This is a genomic window from Stenotrophomonas sp. Sm6012 (assembly GCF_030985895.1).
GTDB lineage: Bacteria > Pseudomonadota > Gammaproteobacteria > Xanthomonadales > Xanthomonadaceae > Stenotrophomonas > Stenotrophomonas forensis.
The window spans coordinates 1-14486 of sequence record NZ_JAPTFX010000128.1 but is presented as its reverse complement, the minus strand read 5'-3'; the positions used below and the strand labels follow the sequence as shown (position 1 = coordinate 14486).

12 protein-coding genes are annotated in these 14486 nt (G+C 68.3%); 7 read left to right on the top strand and 5 right to left on the bottom strand.

What is annotated here, in order from left to right:
* Positions 1-48: 48 nt before the first annotated feature.
* From O0J73_RS17820 to O0J73_RS17800, 5 genes are all read right to left on the bottom strand, one after another.
* On the bottom strand, positions 49-3258 hold the full coding sequence (locus tag O0J73_RS17820) for a CusA/CzcA family heavy metal efflux RND transporter (protein WP_197563335.1): 3210 nt from the start codon (positions 3256-3258) through the stop codon (positions 49-51).
* Positions 3259-3268: 10 nt separating this feature from the next.
* Positions 3269-4474, bottom strand: a complete 1206-nt coding sequence (locus O0J73_RS17815) for an efflux RND transporter periplasmic adaptor subunit (protein ID WP_197563337.1) — start codon at positions 4472-4474, stop codon at positions 3269-3271.
* Positions 4471-5724 carry a TolC family protein gene (locus O0J73_RS17810; RefSeq protein ID WP_308309273.1) on the bottom strand — a complete coding sequence of 418 codons (1254 nt, stop codon included), beginning with the start codon at positions 5722-5724 and terminating at the stop codon, positions 4471-4473. Before O0J73_RS17810 ends, O0J73_RS17815 begins: the two co-directional genes overlap by 4 nt.
* Before the next feature lie 56 nt (positions 5725-5780).
* Complete coding sequence (locus O0J73_RS17805) at positions 5781-6113, bottom strand: hypothetical protein (RefSeq protein ID WP_024957796.1); 333 nt, start codon at positions 6111-6113, stop codon at positions 5781-5783.
* A gap of 355 nt (positions 6114-6468) precedes the next feature.
* Positions 6469-6870, bottom strand: coding sequence for a RidA family protein (locus O0J73_RS17800; protein ID WP_308309272.1), 402 nt, complete (start codon positions 6868-6870; stop codon positions 6469-6471).
* Positions 6871-6978: 108 nt separating this feature from the next.
* On the opposite strand from O0J73_RS17800, the gene O0J73_RS17795 reads away from it, so the two are divergent.
* The 7 genes from O0J73_RS17795 to uvrD all read left to right on the top strand — a co-directional run bounded on the left by O0J73_RS17795 (position 6979) and on the right by uvrD (position 14426).
* Positions 6979-7872 (top strand): LysR family transcriptional regulator, encoded by an 894-nt coding sequence (locus O0J73_RS17795; protein ID WP_308309271.1) that lies wholly within the window; start codon positions 6979-6981, stop codon positions 7870-7872.
* Between the two features lie 55 nt (positions 7873-7927).
* Positions 7928-8437, top strand: coding sequence for a DNA polymerase III subunit epsilon (gene dnaQ / locus O0J73_RS17790; protein ID WP_049456343.1), 510 nt, complete (start codon positions 7928-7930; stop codon positions 8435-8437).
* Positions 8438-8674: 237 nt separating this feature from the next.
* Positions 8675-8911, top strand: a complete 237-nt coding sequence (gene rpmB, locus O0J73_RS17785) for a 50S ribosomal protein L28 (protein ID WP_005411638.1) — start codon at positions 8675-8677, stop codon at positions 8909-8911.
* Positions 8912-8921: 10 nt separating this feature from the next.
* Positions 8922-9089, top strand: coding sequence for a 50S ribosomal protein L33 (gene rpmG, locus O0J73_RS17780; RefSeq protein WP_170272460.1), 168 nt, complete (start codon positions 8922-8924; stop codon positions 9087-9089).
* Positions 9090-9338: 249 nt separating this feature from the next.
* Complete coding sequence (gene cls, locus O0J73_RS17775) at positions 9339-10757, top strand: cardiolipin synthase (protein WP_197613498.1); 1419 nt, start codon at positions 9339-9341, stop codon at positions 10755-10757.
* A gap of 45 nt (positions 10758-10802) precedes the next feature.
* Positions 10803-12224 carry an FAD/NAD(P)-binding protein gene (locus O0J73_RS17770; protein ID WP_308309270.1) on the top strand — a complete coding sequence of 474 codons (1422 nt, stop codon included), beginning with the start codon at positions 10803-10805 and terminating at the stop codon, positions 12222-12224.
* 9 nt (positions 12225-12233) lie between these two features.
* Positions 12234-14426 carry a DNA helicase II gene (gene uvrD, locus O0J73_RS17765; RefSeq protein ID WP_006476819.1) on the top strand — a complete coding sequence of 731 codons (2193 nt, stop codon included), beginning with the start codon at positions 12234-12236 and terminating at the stop codon, positions 14424-14426.
* Positions 14427-14486 lie beyond the last annotated feature (60 nt).

Genomic DNA, 14486 nt, shown 5'->3' with positions numbered 1-14486 from the left:
GGGGACCGGGAACCGGGGCCGGATCATACGATCCGACCCCGTCGACCTTCACCCGCCCGCCCGCGGCTTGGCCACGCGCGCGGCAAACGTCGGCAGCACCAGCAGGGTCAGCACGGTGGCGGTGATCAGGCCACCGATCACCACCGTCGCCAGCGGCTTCTGCACCTCGGCACCGGAACCGCTGGCGATCGCCATCGGAATGAAACCGACGATCGCCACCAGCGCCGTGGTCAGCACCGCGCGGATGCGGCTCGCCGCGCCGTTGATCGCCGCCTGCAGCGGCAGGTCGCCGGCATCCAGGCGCTCGCGGATCGCCTGCATCAGCACCAGCCCATTCAAGGTGGCCACGCCGGAGACGGCGATGAAGCCGACCGCCGCCGACACCGAGAACGGCATGCCACGCAGCAGCAGCGCGAGAATGCCACCGACCAGTGCCAACGGCACGCAGCTGAACACCAGAAGGGCTTCCTTGCCGCTGCGCAGTGCCATGAACAGCAGGCTGCCGATCAGCAGGAACACCACCGGCACCACGGTGGCCAACCGCTTTTCCGCGCGCTGCAGATTCTCGAACTGGCCGCCCCAGGTCAGGTAGGCACCCGGCGGCAGTGCCACGTCAGCCACCGCGGCCTGTGCTTCACCCACGAAGCCACCCAGGTCACGACCGCGCACGTTGGCCTGCACCACCACGCGGCGGCTGCCGTTGTTGCGGCTGATCTGGTTCGGCCCTTCGCTGACCGTGATGCGCGCGACCGACGACAGCGGAATCACCAGTCCCGACGGCGTAGCGATCGGCAATGACGCCAGCTGGTCCGGATCGTTGCGCGAGGCATCGTCCAGGCGCACCACCACGTTGAAGCGGCGATCACCTTCGAAGATCTTGCCGGCTGCCGTACCACCAATGCCGGTGGACAGCGCATCACTCACATCCGCCGCGGTCAACCCGTACTGCGCCGCCGCCACGTGGTCGATGGCCACGTTCAGCGTGGGCAGGCCGGAGATCTGCTCCACCCGCACGTCAGCCGCGCCCTCCACTGCACGCAGCTTCAACGCCACCTGGTCGGCCACCTTCTGCAGCTGGCTGAAGTCATCGCCGAAGATCATCACCGCCAGGTCGGTACGCACGCCGGAAATCAGCTCGTTGAAGCGCAGCTCGATCGGCTGGCTGAACTCGAAGCTGTTGCCCAGCTGCTGCCCGGCCAGCGTTTCGAAGCGTGCCACCAGCGCGTCCTTGCCCAGCGTCGGATCCGGCCAGTCCTTGCGTGGCTTCAGCACGATCACGCTGTCGGAGATGTTGGTCGGCATCGGGTCGATGGCGGCCTCGGCGGTACCGGTACGCGAGAACACGGTTTCTACTTCCGGCTGCTTGGCAATCGCCTTTTCCAGTGCCAGCTGCATCGCCAGCGACTGCTCCAGCGAAGTCGACGGCACGCGCAGGGCCTGCATCGCCACGTTGCCTTCGTCCAGCGTCGGCATGAACTCGCGTCCCAGCAGCGAGAACGAACCGATGCCCACCACCACCATCATCACCGCACCGGCCAGCACCGTGCGCGGATGCGCCACGGCCTTGCGCACCACCGGTTCGATGCGCGCACGCAGCACGCGGATCAGCTTGGTCTCGTGCTCGCCATCATCGGCATGCGCATCGCCATCCTTCACCTTCGGCTCGCGCACCAGCAGCGCGGCCATCGCCGGCACGAAGGTGAAGGAGAAGATGAAGGCACCGACCAGGGCCAGCATGAAGGTGGCCGCCATCGGGTGGAAGGTCTTGCCTTCCACGCCTTCCAGGGTGAGGATCGGCGCGAACACCAGCAGGATGATCAGCTGTCCGAACGCTGCCGGCCGGGCCATTTTCATGGCCGAATCGGCGGCCACGCGCAGGCGTTCCATCGCGGTCAGCGCACGACCCAGCTCGGCGCGGCGCTGGCCCAGCATCAGCAGCGTCGATTCGACCACGATCACCGCACCGTCCACCAGGATGCCGAAGTCCAGTGCACCCAGGCTCATCAGGTTGCCGCTGATGCCGAAGCGGTTCATGCCGATCACTGCGAACAGGAACGACAGCGGAATCACCAGCGCGGTGATCGTCGCCGCACGCAGGTTGCCCAGCAGCAGGAACAGCACCACCACCACCAGCAGCGCACCCTCGGTGAGGTTCTTGGCCACGGTCTTGATGGTGGAATTGACCAGTACGCTGCGGTCCAGTACCGGCGCTGCCACGATGTCGGCCGGCAGCGATGTGTTCACCTGTTCCAGGCGGGCGGCGGCGGCCTGGGCCACGGTGCGGCTGTTGCCACCCGCAATCATCAGCGCGGTACCCAGCACGGCTTCATGGCCATTGCGGCTGGCGGCACCCAAGCGCGGCGCGCGGCTCAGCTCGACCTCGGCCACATCGGCCACGCGCACCACCACGCCGTTGCGGGTGGCCACCGGGGCCTGCGCCAGATCCTCGGTGGTCAGCGCCAGGCCATCGGCACGCACCACCAGGCCTTCGCCGGCACGCTGCACGAAACCGGCACCGGCCTGCACGTTGGAGCGCTGCAGCGCGGTGACCAGGTCGGCCAGGCCGAGGCTGTGCGCGGCCAGCCGCGCGCTGTCCGGATGCACGCCGTACTCCTTGACGTAGCCGCCGACCGTATCGACGCCGGCCAGCCCCGGGCTGGAACGCATCTGCGGCGCGATGATCCAGTCCTGCACGGTGCGCAGGTAGGTGGCGCGTTCTTCCGGCGTGCGCAACAGGTTGCCTTCCGGCGTGCGGTAGACCTCACCGGCCTGCCAGCCGGCTTCACCGGGCTTGGCCAGCCTGGCCGGATCGAACGTGGTGAAGTCCACCGTCCACATCAGCACTTCGCCGAGGCCGGTGGTGACCGGCGACAGCATCGGCGACGCGCCATCGGGCAGGTCTTCGGATGCTTCGCGCATGCGCTCGGCCACCTGCTGGCGGGCGAAGTAGATGTCGGTGGCATCGGTGAAGATCGCGGTGACCTGCGAGAAGCCATTGCGCGACAGCGAGCGCGTGGTGGTCAGGCCGGGAATGCCGGCCAGCGCGGTTTCCAGCGGGTAGGTCACCTGCCGTTCGATCTGTTCCGGGGTCAGCGCCGGTGCCACCGTGTTGATCTGCACCTGGCGGTTGGTGATGTCCGGCACCGCGTCGATCGGCAGCTTGCCCAGCTGGAACAGGCCCACCGCAGCGATCAACGCCGCCAGGAACACCACCAGCCAGCGGTGGCGCACCGCTGTTTCAATGATCAGCTTGAACATGGTCGCCTCCTCAGTGGCCGTGCTCGGCTTCGCCCTTGGCCAGTTCGGCCTTGAGCAGGAAGGCATTGGCACCGACGATGCGCTCGCTGCCAGTCAGGCCACCGAGGATCTCGATGCGGTCGCCGGCCCGACGCCCGGCCAGTACCGGCTGTGCCTTGAAGCCGCCGTCGACGGCAACGAACACCGCGCTGCTGCCATCAACGTTCTGCACCGCATCGGCGGGCACGCTGAGCGAACCGTCCTGGCCCTCGGTGACCACCACCGCCGAGACCGGCGAACCGGCCGGCGGCAGCGCGGCATTCACCGGCGTGGCACGGATCACCGCCACACCACCCTGCTGGCGCACATCGGCGGCCGAACCGGTAACGGTGGCGGTGAAGCTGCCACCCGGCACGCTCACTTCCAGCGTCATGCCGGGCGTGACCTGTGCGGCCAGCGCGGGCGGCGCGGTGAACACCAGTTCGTTCATCGCCGGATCGGCGACATCGGCCACCGCGCTGCCGGCGGCAACCACGCCACCGGGAGTGACCTGCACGTTGCCGACGATGCCGGCCACCGGGCTGGTGATGCGCACGCGGCCACTGGCATCGGGCGCACCGTTGGCAGCGGCCTGCGCCTGCGCGGCGGCGGCCTGGGCCTGTGCCGCCAGCGAGCGGGCGCGCGAGGCTTCCAGCTCCTGGCGGGCGACCACGCCCTGCTCGACCAGCGCCTTGTCGCGGCCATAGGCCAGGCGCGCGGCTTCGGCTTCGGCCGACGCCGCCAGCGCATTGGCGCGGAACACCGCGGCCTCGCCACTCACCACGATGGCCAGCGCCTGGTCCTGCTTCACCGCCGTGCCGGGCGCAACCAGCACGCGTTCAACGCGGCCGGTTACCGTGGAGGCGACTGAGGCACGTGCGCCTACCGACGGTTCGACCCGGCCGGACAGGCGGGTCGAACCGCCCCCGCCGCGGCCGACGGCGACCACCTCGATACCGGACGCCTTGATCTGTTCCGGGGTCAGCTGCACTACGCCTTCATCTGCGTCCGCAGGCGCCTTCGCCGCTTCTGCCTTGGCTTCCTTGCTGTCGGCAGCGTGGCCGTGGCCATCGTCGGTGCCGGCCTTGGCCGTTGTGGGGTCTTCATTGGCAGGTGTCTGCGCATTGCCGGCGCAGCCGGCCAGCAACACGGTCAGCAGGAGGCCGCCGATCAGCGGGAAGGAACGGGAGAGAGTCATGGGGCCTCCACAAAGGGTGCGCGCCCTTCAAGGCGGGCGAGATCGATTTCGGCGCCGACGCGCGACAGGCGCGCATCCACGGCGGTGCCACGGGCGGCGATGAGGGCGCTGCGCGTGCTGCGCAGTTCCAGCTGCGAGATGCGACCGGCGTCGAAGCCGACGCGTGCGAGGCGATATGCCTCTTCGGCGGCGACCACGCTTTCATCGGCGGCGCGGGTACGGCTGCCGGCGGCCTTGAGCCCGGCCACGGCGGACAGGCGTTCGGCCTCGCTGTCGCGGCGCTGCTGGTCCAGGCGGGCCTCGGCCGCGCGCTGGTCGGCATTGGCGGCGCGGATGCCACCGCGGTTGCGGTCGAACAGCGGGATGCTGAGGCTGACCCCGAGGTTGTAGGCACGCTCGCCGCCTTCGCGGAAGCGGGTCTGCGCGGCAGTGACGCTGAGGTCGGGCAGGGCGCGCTTGCGCTCCACCTCCACCAGCTTGCCGGCCGCATCGGCTTCCGCTTCGGCGATACGCACCGCCAGTGCGGCGTCGGTGGCGCCACGCGGCAGCGGCGGGGCGCGGTCGAGCAGGCTGTTGTCGATCGACTGCACCGGCGCATCCAGCAACGCCGCACCGGCCAGCCGCGCCAGCGCGGCATCGCGGAACGCCTGTGCTTCATCCAGCGACGCGGTGGCATTGGCCACTTCGCTCTGCGCCTGCACCGCGCGCAGCTGCGGTTCGCGGCCCTGCTTGACCATCGCGTTGACGGCGGCCGCATCATCGCGGGTCAGCGCGAGCGCTTCGCTGGCGAGGGTGTAACGACGCAATGCACTTTCCGCCTGTGCGTAGACCATCGCCAGTTGACTGGCGACATCACTGCGGCTCTGCGAACCACGCAGGGCAGCGGCTTGTGCCTCGGCCCGGGCGGCACGGACGCGCGCGCCACGCTGGCCCCAGACCTCCAGCGGCTGGGACAGGGTGAGCACGGTGTCGGCCTTGCCCATGCCGCCATAGGAGCCGGTGCCCCAGGCATTTTCGGCCGAGTAGGAGAGGGAAGGGTTGGGCAACGCACGGGCCTGGTCGGCGCGCGCATCGGCGGCCTCGGCCAATGCCGCGCCCACACGGGTGCCGGGCAGCTGGTCCAGACGTTCAAGCAGGGTGTCGTAGGAGGGGGCGGCTTGCGCCATCACCGATGCCGCCGGGGCCAGGCCCAGCAGCACAGCGACGACCAGCCCGGCCGCGCGCGGCGACCGAGGTGTCAGGATCGACATAGGGGGATTCCGGTTGTGAGTGAAACGGGAGCCCGCAATCGCGGGACGCGCTCAACTCACGCCCGGGGAGGACGCGTCAATTCATCCTGGGCGACCGCATAGGTCGCCGCATCGCCTGCATTCATCCAGCGCGCCGGCAGTGGCGCACCGAAGGCAGCGAGGGTGCTGGCCGGCAGGCTCAGGTTGGAGTGGTGGCAGTGGTTGTGGCCACAGGCACCGACATGCTTGCCATCGGTATCGCCATCGGCATCCGGCGCGGACTCCACGTGCACCGTGCTGGCGTGCGGTTCCACCGTGCACGCCAGCGCGTCGGCCACCGGCACGACCACGAACGCCGCCATCAGCAGCATCAGCAGGTACGAGCGGAGGTGGCGGGAGATCCGGCGCATGAAGGGGAGGCTAGCAAGCGGTTTTCGCCGGATACAATATCAATGGCCGCTTCGGGAATTCGTCGGAATCTCCCGTTCAGGTGGGCGGCATGGGGGCCTTCTGCCCTGGTGGGTACCGACCTCCTGCCCTGGTAGGTGCCGACCTCCTGCCCCGGTGGGTGTCGACCTTGGTCGACACGCCTTTCGATGCTGCCGGCCAGCGGCCGGCACTACCGGTCTGCAGGCAGCTTCGCGATCACCTTGATCTCGAACTGGAACCCGTACAGCCAGGTCACGCCGACTGCCCTGGTAGGTGTCGACCTTGGTCGACACGCTCTTCGACCCCCGACACACTGCTGCCGGCCAGCGGCCGGCACTACCGCCGGTCTGCAGGCAGCTTCGCGATCACCTTGATCTCGAACTGGAAGCCATACAGCCAGGTCACGCCGATGCCGGTCAGGGTCGGATGCGGCGCTTCGCCCCAGTACTCGGGCACGATCGCCCACGCCTTCTCGAAGTTGGTTTCCGGATCGACCAGGAACACGGTCACGTCGATCACGTCATCGAACGTGCAGCCTGCGCCAGCCAACACTGCATTGAGATTGTCGAAGGCGCGGCGCACCTGCGCTTCGAAGTCCGGCTCGGGCGAGCCGTCCTCGCGGCTGCCGACCTGGCCAGAGACGAACAGGAAGCCATCGGATCGGATTGCCGGCGAGTAGCGGTTGCGCTCGTACAGGGCCTGGCGCCCGGCGGGGAAAACGACATCACGCTGTGACATGGGGAAGATCCCGTGGGAGAGAACGCCATCCTCCCCGCCGGCGCTGTCTGGATAAACCGCGATGATCGGCCTAGATTGATTGCCAATTCCAAACAATAACGACCTGCCATGGACCGCTTCGAGGCGATGCGGGCATTTGCCCGGGTGGTGGAGACCGGCAGCTTTACCCGCGCCGCTCACACCCTGCAGGTCAGTCGCACCACGGTCACCCAGCTGGTACAGCAGCTGGAGGCGCACCTGCGGCTGCGCCTGCTCAACCGCACCACGCGGCGAGTCAGTGTCACCGCCGACGGCGCGGCCTACTACCCGCGCATCGCCCGCCTGCTGGCCGAGCTGGAAGAGGTGGAGGGTGGGCTGGGTGATGCGGCCACCCAGCCGCGTGGGCGCCTGCGGGTGGACGTGCCCGGGCCCTACGCGCGGCTGCGGCTGGTGCCGGCGCTGCCGGATTTCCAGGCGCGCTACCCGGAGATCCAGCTGGATATCGGCGTCAGTGATCGCGAAGTCGATGTCATCGCCGACAACGTCGACTGCGTGATCCGTGGCGGCACGCCGGCCGACCCGGCGCTGGTGGCGCGACCGCTCGGCGCGCTGCCGATCGGCTTCCACGCCAGCCCGGGCTACTTGCAGCGCTTCGGCCTGCCGGCCGACCCGCGCGCGCTGGAAGGGCCCGGTCACCACATGGTCGGCTTCCTCAGCCCGCGCAGTGGCCGGGCCAGGGTGTTCAACGCTCAACGTGGCGATGAACGCATCGAGGTGCAGGGCCGCTACACGGTCGGCTTCGACGACGGTAACGCCTATCTGGCGGCTGCGTTGGCGGGTATGGGCGTGGTGGTGCTGCCCAGCTACATGGCCGAGCCGCACGTGGCGCGTGGCGAGCTGTTGCCGGTGTTGCAGGAATGGCAGCTGCCATCGATGCCGATGCATGTGATGTTCCCGCCGAACCGGCACATGAGCCAGCGGCTGCGGGTGTTCATTGATTGGGTGGTGGAGGTGCTGGGGTGAGTGCATCGGTCGCGTGCGAAAATCGGGCTGCACGTACTGGAGAACGCACACCCTGATGAGCCGCATCGTCGCACTGGATACCGAAACCACCGGCATCTCGCACCGCTTGGGGCACCGGGTGATCGAGATCGGTGCCGTCGAACTGATCGATGGCCAGCTCACCGGGCGCCAGTTCCACACCTACCTGCAGCCGCAGCGCAAGGTCGACTGGGGCGCACAGCGCGTGCATGGCATCAGCGATGCGATGCTGGTGGGCAAGCCGCTGTTCTCCAGCAAGGCCGCCGAACTGCTGGCGTTCCTGCGCGGCAGCGAGATGGTCGCGCACAACGCCACCTTCGATGTGGGCTTCCTCGACAACGAGCTGCGCCTGTCCGGCATTCCCGGCACGCTGGCCCAGCATTGCCGGATTACCTGCAGCCTGAAGCTGGCGCGCGGGCGCTGGCCCGGCCAGGGCAACAAGCTGGACGATGTACTGCAGCGCCTGCGCATTCCGGGCAACCGAGGCCTGCACGGTGCGTTGAAGGATGCCCATCTGCTGGCGCAGGTGATTCCGCACCTGCGTTGAGGCCCGCCGCCGGGCGCGTTCAGCCACAGCCTGTGGGTAACTTGCGCAAGTGATTGAACCCGTGCATAATGCGCGGCTCGCTGTGTCCGGTTTTCTACCGGGCGGCGCCCCGGGGAGCACGTCCCCGGCCGCCCAACGCCAGCGTAACCCTTTGATTCTCTTGACGTGTGGTGGGCAACCACCGAGGCCGCCGTCTCCCGGGCTACGGGCTGACACAACTTACTATCGAGGTGCGCCATGTCCCGCGTATGCCAGGTTTCCGGCAAGCGAGTGCAGACCGGTAACAACGTCTCGCACGCCAACAACAAGACCCGTCGTCGTTTCCTGCCCAACCTGCACGAGCGCCGCTTCTGGGTTGCCAGCGAGAACCGCTGGGTGAAGCTTCGTGTTTCCGCGCATGCACTGCGCACCATCGACAAGAACGGCATTGATTCCGTTCTGGCTGAGCTGCGTGCGCGCGGCGAAAAGGTCTGAGGAGTAGACGATCATGGCAGGCAAGCGCGATAAGGTCCGTATGATTTCGACCGCCGGTACCGGTCACTTCTACACGACTGACAAGAACAAGAAGAACACCCCGGGGAAGATGGAATTCTCCAAGTACGATCCGGTCGTGCGCAAGCACGTCCCGTACAAGGAAGGCAAGATCAAGTAATCCGCACGGATTGCTGGTCCCCGCGAAGAAACCCGCCCTTGTGGCGGGTTTTTTCATGCCCGGCATTTCCTGGTGGCTGCCGACCGCTCCGATACTGATGCGGTGGCTTCCGACCGTTGGCCGGCACGCTGTCCCCACACCCGGTAGGTGTCGACCTGGGTCGACACGCTGGTTCAAAGCAGTCGAGCAAGCTCGACTCTACACACCCCGCTGGGCAGAATGGCCCATCACCTCCCGACGGGCGACGCGATGCTGTTCGAGTGGTTGCTGGGTTCGTACCTGCTGCTGATCGACTGGCTGATCCGGCTGGTCGCGCTGTGCTGGATCCCCACCCGCACCACGCCGGGGGCGGCGCGCAGCTGGCTGCTGCTGGTCGGCTTCGTGCCGCTGCTGGGCCTGCCGCTGTACCTGCTGTTCGGCCACCCGTGGCTGTCGCGCGAGCGCATCCGCCGCCAGGCCGAGGCCTCGCAGGTCATCCGCGAGGAACAGGCGCTGCAGCATCGCCTGCGCTGGACCCCGCAACCGGACACCGCCTGCGCCGAGATCGTGCCGCTGGTGCAGCGCCAGGGCGATTTCATGCCGGTGCACGGCAACGCGGTCGATCTGCTGACCGACTACGACGAATCGCTGCACACGCTGATCGCCGACATCGACCAGGCCGAAGACCGCGTACACCTGCTGTACTACCTGATGTTCGACGACGCGGTGGGCGAGGCGGTGGTCGAGGCGCTGCAGCGTGCGGCCGCGCGCGGCGTGCAGTGCCGCGTGCTACTCGATGCGGTGGGCGCCAAGCGCGGCCTGCGCGCCTACCGCAAGCGCCTGGAAGCGCGCGACATCGAAGTGCGCGCGATGCTGCCCGGTGGCCTGCGCTGGCGCCGCAGCGGGCGCATGGACCTGCGCAACCACCGCAAGATCGCGGTGATCGACAACGAGGTGGCCTACGTCGGTTCGCAGAACCTGGCCGGCCCCGGGTTCGTGCCCGGCCACCCGAACCGCGAGCTGGTGGCGCGCGTGCGTGGCCCGGCGGTGGCGCATCTGGAGGCGGTGTTCGCCAGCGACTGGTACATGGAAACCGGCCAGCGCCTGGACGTGATCGCCGATGTGCCCGAGTGCAGCGATGACATCGCCACCCAGCTGCTGCCCAGCGGCCCGGCCTACCCGTACAGCAACGCACGCGATGCGGTGGCGGCGCTGATCCACCTGGCGCGGCGCCGGCTGGTGATGGTCACCCCGTATTTCGTGCCTGACGAAGCCACGCTGAGCGCGCTGCGCATCGCCGCGTTGTCCGGCGTGGACGTGCAGCTGATCCTGTCGGCCAGCAACAACCAGCGGCTGACATCGTGGGCGCAGGAGGCGTACTACGACGAGCTGCTGCGCTGTGGCGTGCGCATCGCCCTGTACGAACCGCAGTTCCTGCACGCCAAGCACATGAGCGTGGACGAGGACATCGCCGTGCTTGGCTCGATCAACATGGATATCCGCTCGTTCGCGCTGAATGCCGAAATCGGCCTGATCTGCTACGACCGCGCGCTGGTCCAGCAGCTGTGCGCGATCGAGGACGGCTACCTGCGGGAGTCGCGGCAGCTGGACCTGCAGCAGTGGCGCAGCCGCCCGACGTGGCGGCGCAGCCGCGAAGGCATCGCACGCCTGGCCGATGCGTTGATGTGAGGCCGCAGTAACCGCCCGCTTCGGCACGCCGGCCTGTCATCGCCGATGGCCTACAATCGGCCCATGACTGATTCACCGCGTAATGGCGAACTGGACCTGGCGATCATCGGTGGTGGTGCGGCCGGGGTGCTGGTGGCGATCCAGGTATTGCGCCAGGCCCGTGCGCCGCTGGCGCTGGCCATCTTCGAGCCGGCCTCGAAGCTGGCACAGGGCATCGCCTATGCCACGCCGTGGCCGGAGCATCTGCTGAACGTGCCGGCGGCGAAGATGAGTGCGTTTGCCGATCAACCCGGCGATTTCCTCGACTACCTGATGGCCGCCAACGCCTACCCGGGCGAGGCGCGCGAGGTGCTGGGCGAGCGCTACGTGTGCCGCCACTACTTCGCGGCCTACCTGCAGCAGCGCCTGCAGGACGTCGCTGCGGCCAGCCCTGCGCAGCTGCAGGTGATCGCGCAGCCGGTACTGGGCCTGCAGCCGGATGACCACGGCTACCGGCTGCAGCTGGGCGACGGCCAGACGCTGCACGCTGCACAGACGGTGCTGGCCACCGGCAACAGCATGCGCCCGCTGCCGGTGGCCGGCGCCGACGCGCTGCCTGCCGATGACGTGATCGAGGCCTGGGACTACGACGGCGTACGCACTCTGGCCGGTGAGCAGGCGGTGGCCATTGTCGGTTCCGGCCTGAGCATGGCCGACACCGTGCTGGCACTGGTTGCCGCCGGCCACAGCGGACCGCTGCATGTGATCTCGCGCCATGGCCTGCTGCCGTTGCCGCATGCCCACGGTGGCCTGCCCAGCTTCGACCCGGCCACGCTGCTGCCGATGAACCTGCGCCAGCGCCTGCGCGCATTGCGCGGCTTCGCGCGCCAGGCACACGCTGAAGGCATGCCCTGGCAGGGCGTGATGGACCGCATCCGCCCGCACGGGCAGGCACTGTGGTGCAGCCTCGATGAGGCCGACCAGCGCCGCTTCCTGCGCCATGTGGTGCGCTATTGGGACGTGCATCGCCACCGCATCGCCGAAGAGGTGGATGCGCAGTTGCAGGCGCTGCAGGACAGCGGGCAGCTGCGCATTCACCGCAGCCGCCTGCAACGGGTGTGGCGCGAAGGAGACGCGGTGCAGCTGTCCGGCCGCGATGCCTCGGGCAATGAACAGCAGTGGACGATCGGCGGGGTGATCAACGCCACTGGCGTGGAAACCCGTGCCAGCGCGCTGCGCAATCCCTTGCTGCAGCAGCTGCAGGCCGATGGGCTGGCCCGGCCTGGGCCGCATGGCCTGGGCCTGGACAGCACGGTGCCGGGGGATCGCCTGTGTGCCGCCGGTGGCCAGCCGCAGGCACGATTGGGCGTGCTCGGCAGCCTGCGCATCGGGAGCCTGTGGGAAAGCCTGGCCGTGCCTGAACTGCGTCAGCAGGCGCACGCACTGGCAACCCAGGTGGTCTCAGGAGCCGCGACGGCGATGCCGTAAAATGGGGGCATGGATGTCTCCCACCTGCTTGATGGCCTGAACCCGGCCCAGCGCGAAGCCGTCTCCGCTCCCCCCGGCCACCACCTGGTGCTGGCCGGTGCCGGTTCCGGCAAGACCCGCGTACTCACCCACCGCATCGCCTGGCTGCATGAAGTCGATGGCGTGCCGACCCACGGCATTTTCGCGGTGACCTTCACCAACAAGGCGGCCGGCGAAATGCGCCACCGCATCGACGCGCAGCTGCCCAACGGCAGCCGCGGCATGTGGATCGGCACCTTCCACGGCCTGGCCAACCGCCTGCTGCGCCTGCACTGGCAGGACGCCAGGCTGCCCGAAGGCTTCCAGGTGATGGATTCGGACGACCAGCTGCGGCTGGTCAAGCGCGTGGTGCAGGCGCTGGAACTGGACGACGGCAAGTATCCGGCCAAGCAGATCGCGTGGTGGATCAACGCGCAGAAGGACGAAGGCCGCCGCCCGCAGCACATCCAGCCCGAACCGAACGACGCGTGGCTGGAAACCATGCGCCAGGCCTACATCGAGTACCAGGCGCGCTGCGACCGCGCCGGCCTGGTTGACTTCGCCGAGCTGCTGCTGCGCGCGCATGAGCTGCTGCGCGACAACCCGGCGTTGCTGTCGCATTACCGTGCCCGCTTCCGCGAGATCCTGGTGGACGAATTCCAGGACACCAACGCCATCCAGTACGCCTTCGTGCGCGTGCTGGCCGGTGATTCCGGCCATGTGTTCGTGGTTGGCGACGATGACCAGGCCATCTATGGCTGGCGCGGTGCCAAGGTGGAGAACGTGCAGGGCTTCCTGCGTGACTTCCCGGGCGCGCAGACCATCCGCCTGGAACAGAACTACCGCTCCACCGCCAACATCCTCGGCGCCGCCAACGCGGTGATCGCGCACAACCCCGACCGCATCGGCAAGCAGCTGTGGACCGACAGCGGTGACGGTGAGCCGATCGACCTGTATGCCGCGTACAACGAGATGGACGAGGCGCGCTACATCGTCGAGCGTGCCCGCCAGTGGGTGCGCGACGGTGGCAGCTATACCGAAGTGGCCGTGCTCTACCGCAGCAACGCGCAGTCGCGCGCGCTGGAAGAAGCGCTGCTGAGCGAGCAGGTACCGTACCGCGTGTACGGTGGCATGCGCTTCTTCGAGCGTGCCGAAATCAAGGACGCGCTGGCCTACCTGCGCCTGCTGTCCAACCGCAACGATGACGCGGCGTTCGAGCGCGCGGTCAACACGCCCACCCGTGGCATCGGCGACCGCACGCTGGACGAAGTGCGCCGCGAGGCGCGCGCGCAGGGCATCTCGCTGTGGGAAGCGACCATGCTGGTCACCCAGGGCAGCGCGCTGGCCGCACGTGCGCGCAATGCGCTGGCCGGCTTCCTGGTGCTGGTCAACGAGCTGCAGGCGCAGACCCTGCACATGACCCTGGCCGAGCGCGTGGACCACGTGCTGGCCCGCTCGCAGCTGCGCGAGCACTGGAGCAAGGAAAGCCGCAACGCGCTGGATTCGGAATCGCGCACCGACAACCTCGACGAACTGGTCTCGGTGGCTTCGCGCTTCGTGCGCCGCGCCGACGACATCGAGGAAGTGGGCGAGGACATGGACGAGCTGGTCGCGTTCCTGGCCTATGCGGCACTGGAGGCTGGTGAGGGCCAGGCGCAGGCGGGCGAGGACGGCGTGCAGCTGATGACCCTGCACTCGGCCAAGGGCCTGGAATTCCCGCTGGTGTTCCTGGCGGGCCTTGAAGAAGGCCTGTTCCCCAGTGCACGTTCGCTGGAGGAAAGCGGGCGGCTGGAAGAAGAGCGCCGCCTGGCCTACGTGGGCATCACCCGCGCGCGCCAGAAACTGGTGCTGAGCTACGCCGAATCGCGCCGCATCCACGGCCAGGACAACTACAGCCTGCCGTCGCGCTTCCTGCGCGAGATCCCGCGCGAGCTGCTGCACGAAGTCCGCCCGAAGGTGCAGGTCTCGCGGCCGGCCTCGCTTGGCAGCAGCCGGGTGATGGGCCATGCCTCGATCGAGGCACCGCCGCTCAAGCTCGGCGCGCTGGTCACCCATCCCAAGTTCGGCGAAGGCATGGTGACCGACTACGAAGGCAGCGGCGCGCACGCCCGCGTGCAGGTCGAATTCGCCGACGCCGGCAGCAAGTGGCTGGTGATGGCGTATGCCAACCTGACGGTGATCTGATCACCGTCGGGGAGGGGAGAATCTCTCCTGTAGAGTCGAGCTTGCTCGACTGCTTTGCGC

Bases quoted from the DNA above. Each gene is read 5' to 3' on its own strand.
- uvrD (WP_006476819.1), top strand. From the start codon at position 12,234: ATGGATGTCTCCCACCTGCTTGATGGCCTGAACCCGGCCCAGCGCGAA.
- O0J73_RS17820 (WP_197563335.1), bottom strand. From the start codon at position 3,258: ATGTTCAAGCTGATCATTGAAACAGCGGTGCGCCACCGCTGGCTGGTG.
- cls (WP_197613498.1), top strand. From the start codon at position 9,339: ATGCTGTTCGAGTGGTTGCTGGGTTCGTACCTGCTGCTGATCGACTGG.
- O0J73_RS17795 (WP_308309271.1), top strand. From the start codon at position 6,979: ATGGACCGCTTCGAGGCGATGCGGGCATTTGCCCGGGTGGTGGAGACC.
- O0J73_RS17815 (WP_197563337.1), bottom strand. From the start codon at position 4,474: ATGACTCTCTCCCGTTCCTTCCCGCTGATCGGCGGCCTCCTGCTGACC.
- O0J73_RS17770 (WP_308309270.1), top strand. From the start codon at position 10,803: ATGGCCTACAATCGGCCCATGACTGATTCACCGCGTAATGGCGAACTG.
- rpmB (WP_005411638.1), top strand. From the start codon at position 8,675: ATGTCCCGCGTATGCCAGGTTTCCGGCAAGCGAGTGCAGACCGGTAAC.
- O0J73_RS17800 (WP_308309272.1), bottom strand. From the start codon at position 6,870: ATGTCACAGCGTGATGTCGTTTTCCCCGCCGGGCGCCAGGCCCTGTAC.
- O0J73_RS17810 (WP_308309273.1), bottom strand. From the start codon at position 5,724: ATGTCGATCCTGACACCTCGGTCGCCGCGCGCGGCCGGGCTGGTCGTC.
- dnaQ (WP_049456343.1), top strand. From the start codon at position 7,928: ATGAGCCGCATCGTCGCACTGGATACCGAAACCACCGGCATCTCGCAC.
- O0J73_RS17805 (WP_024957796.1), bottom strand. From the start codon at position 6,113: ATGCGCCGGATCTCCCGCCACCTCCGCTCGTACCTGCTGATGCTGCTG.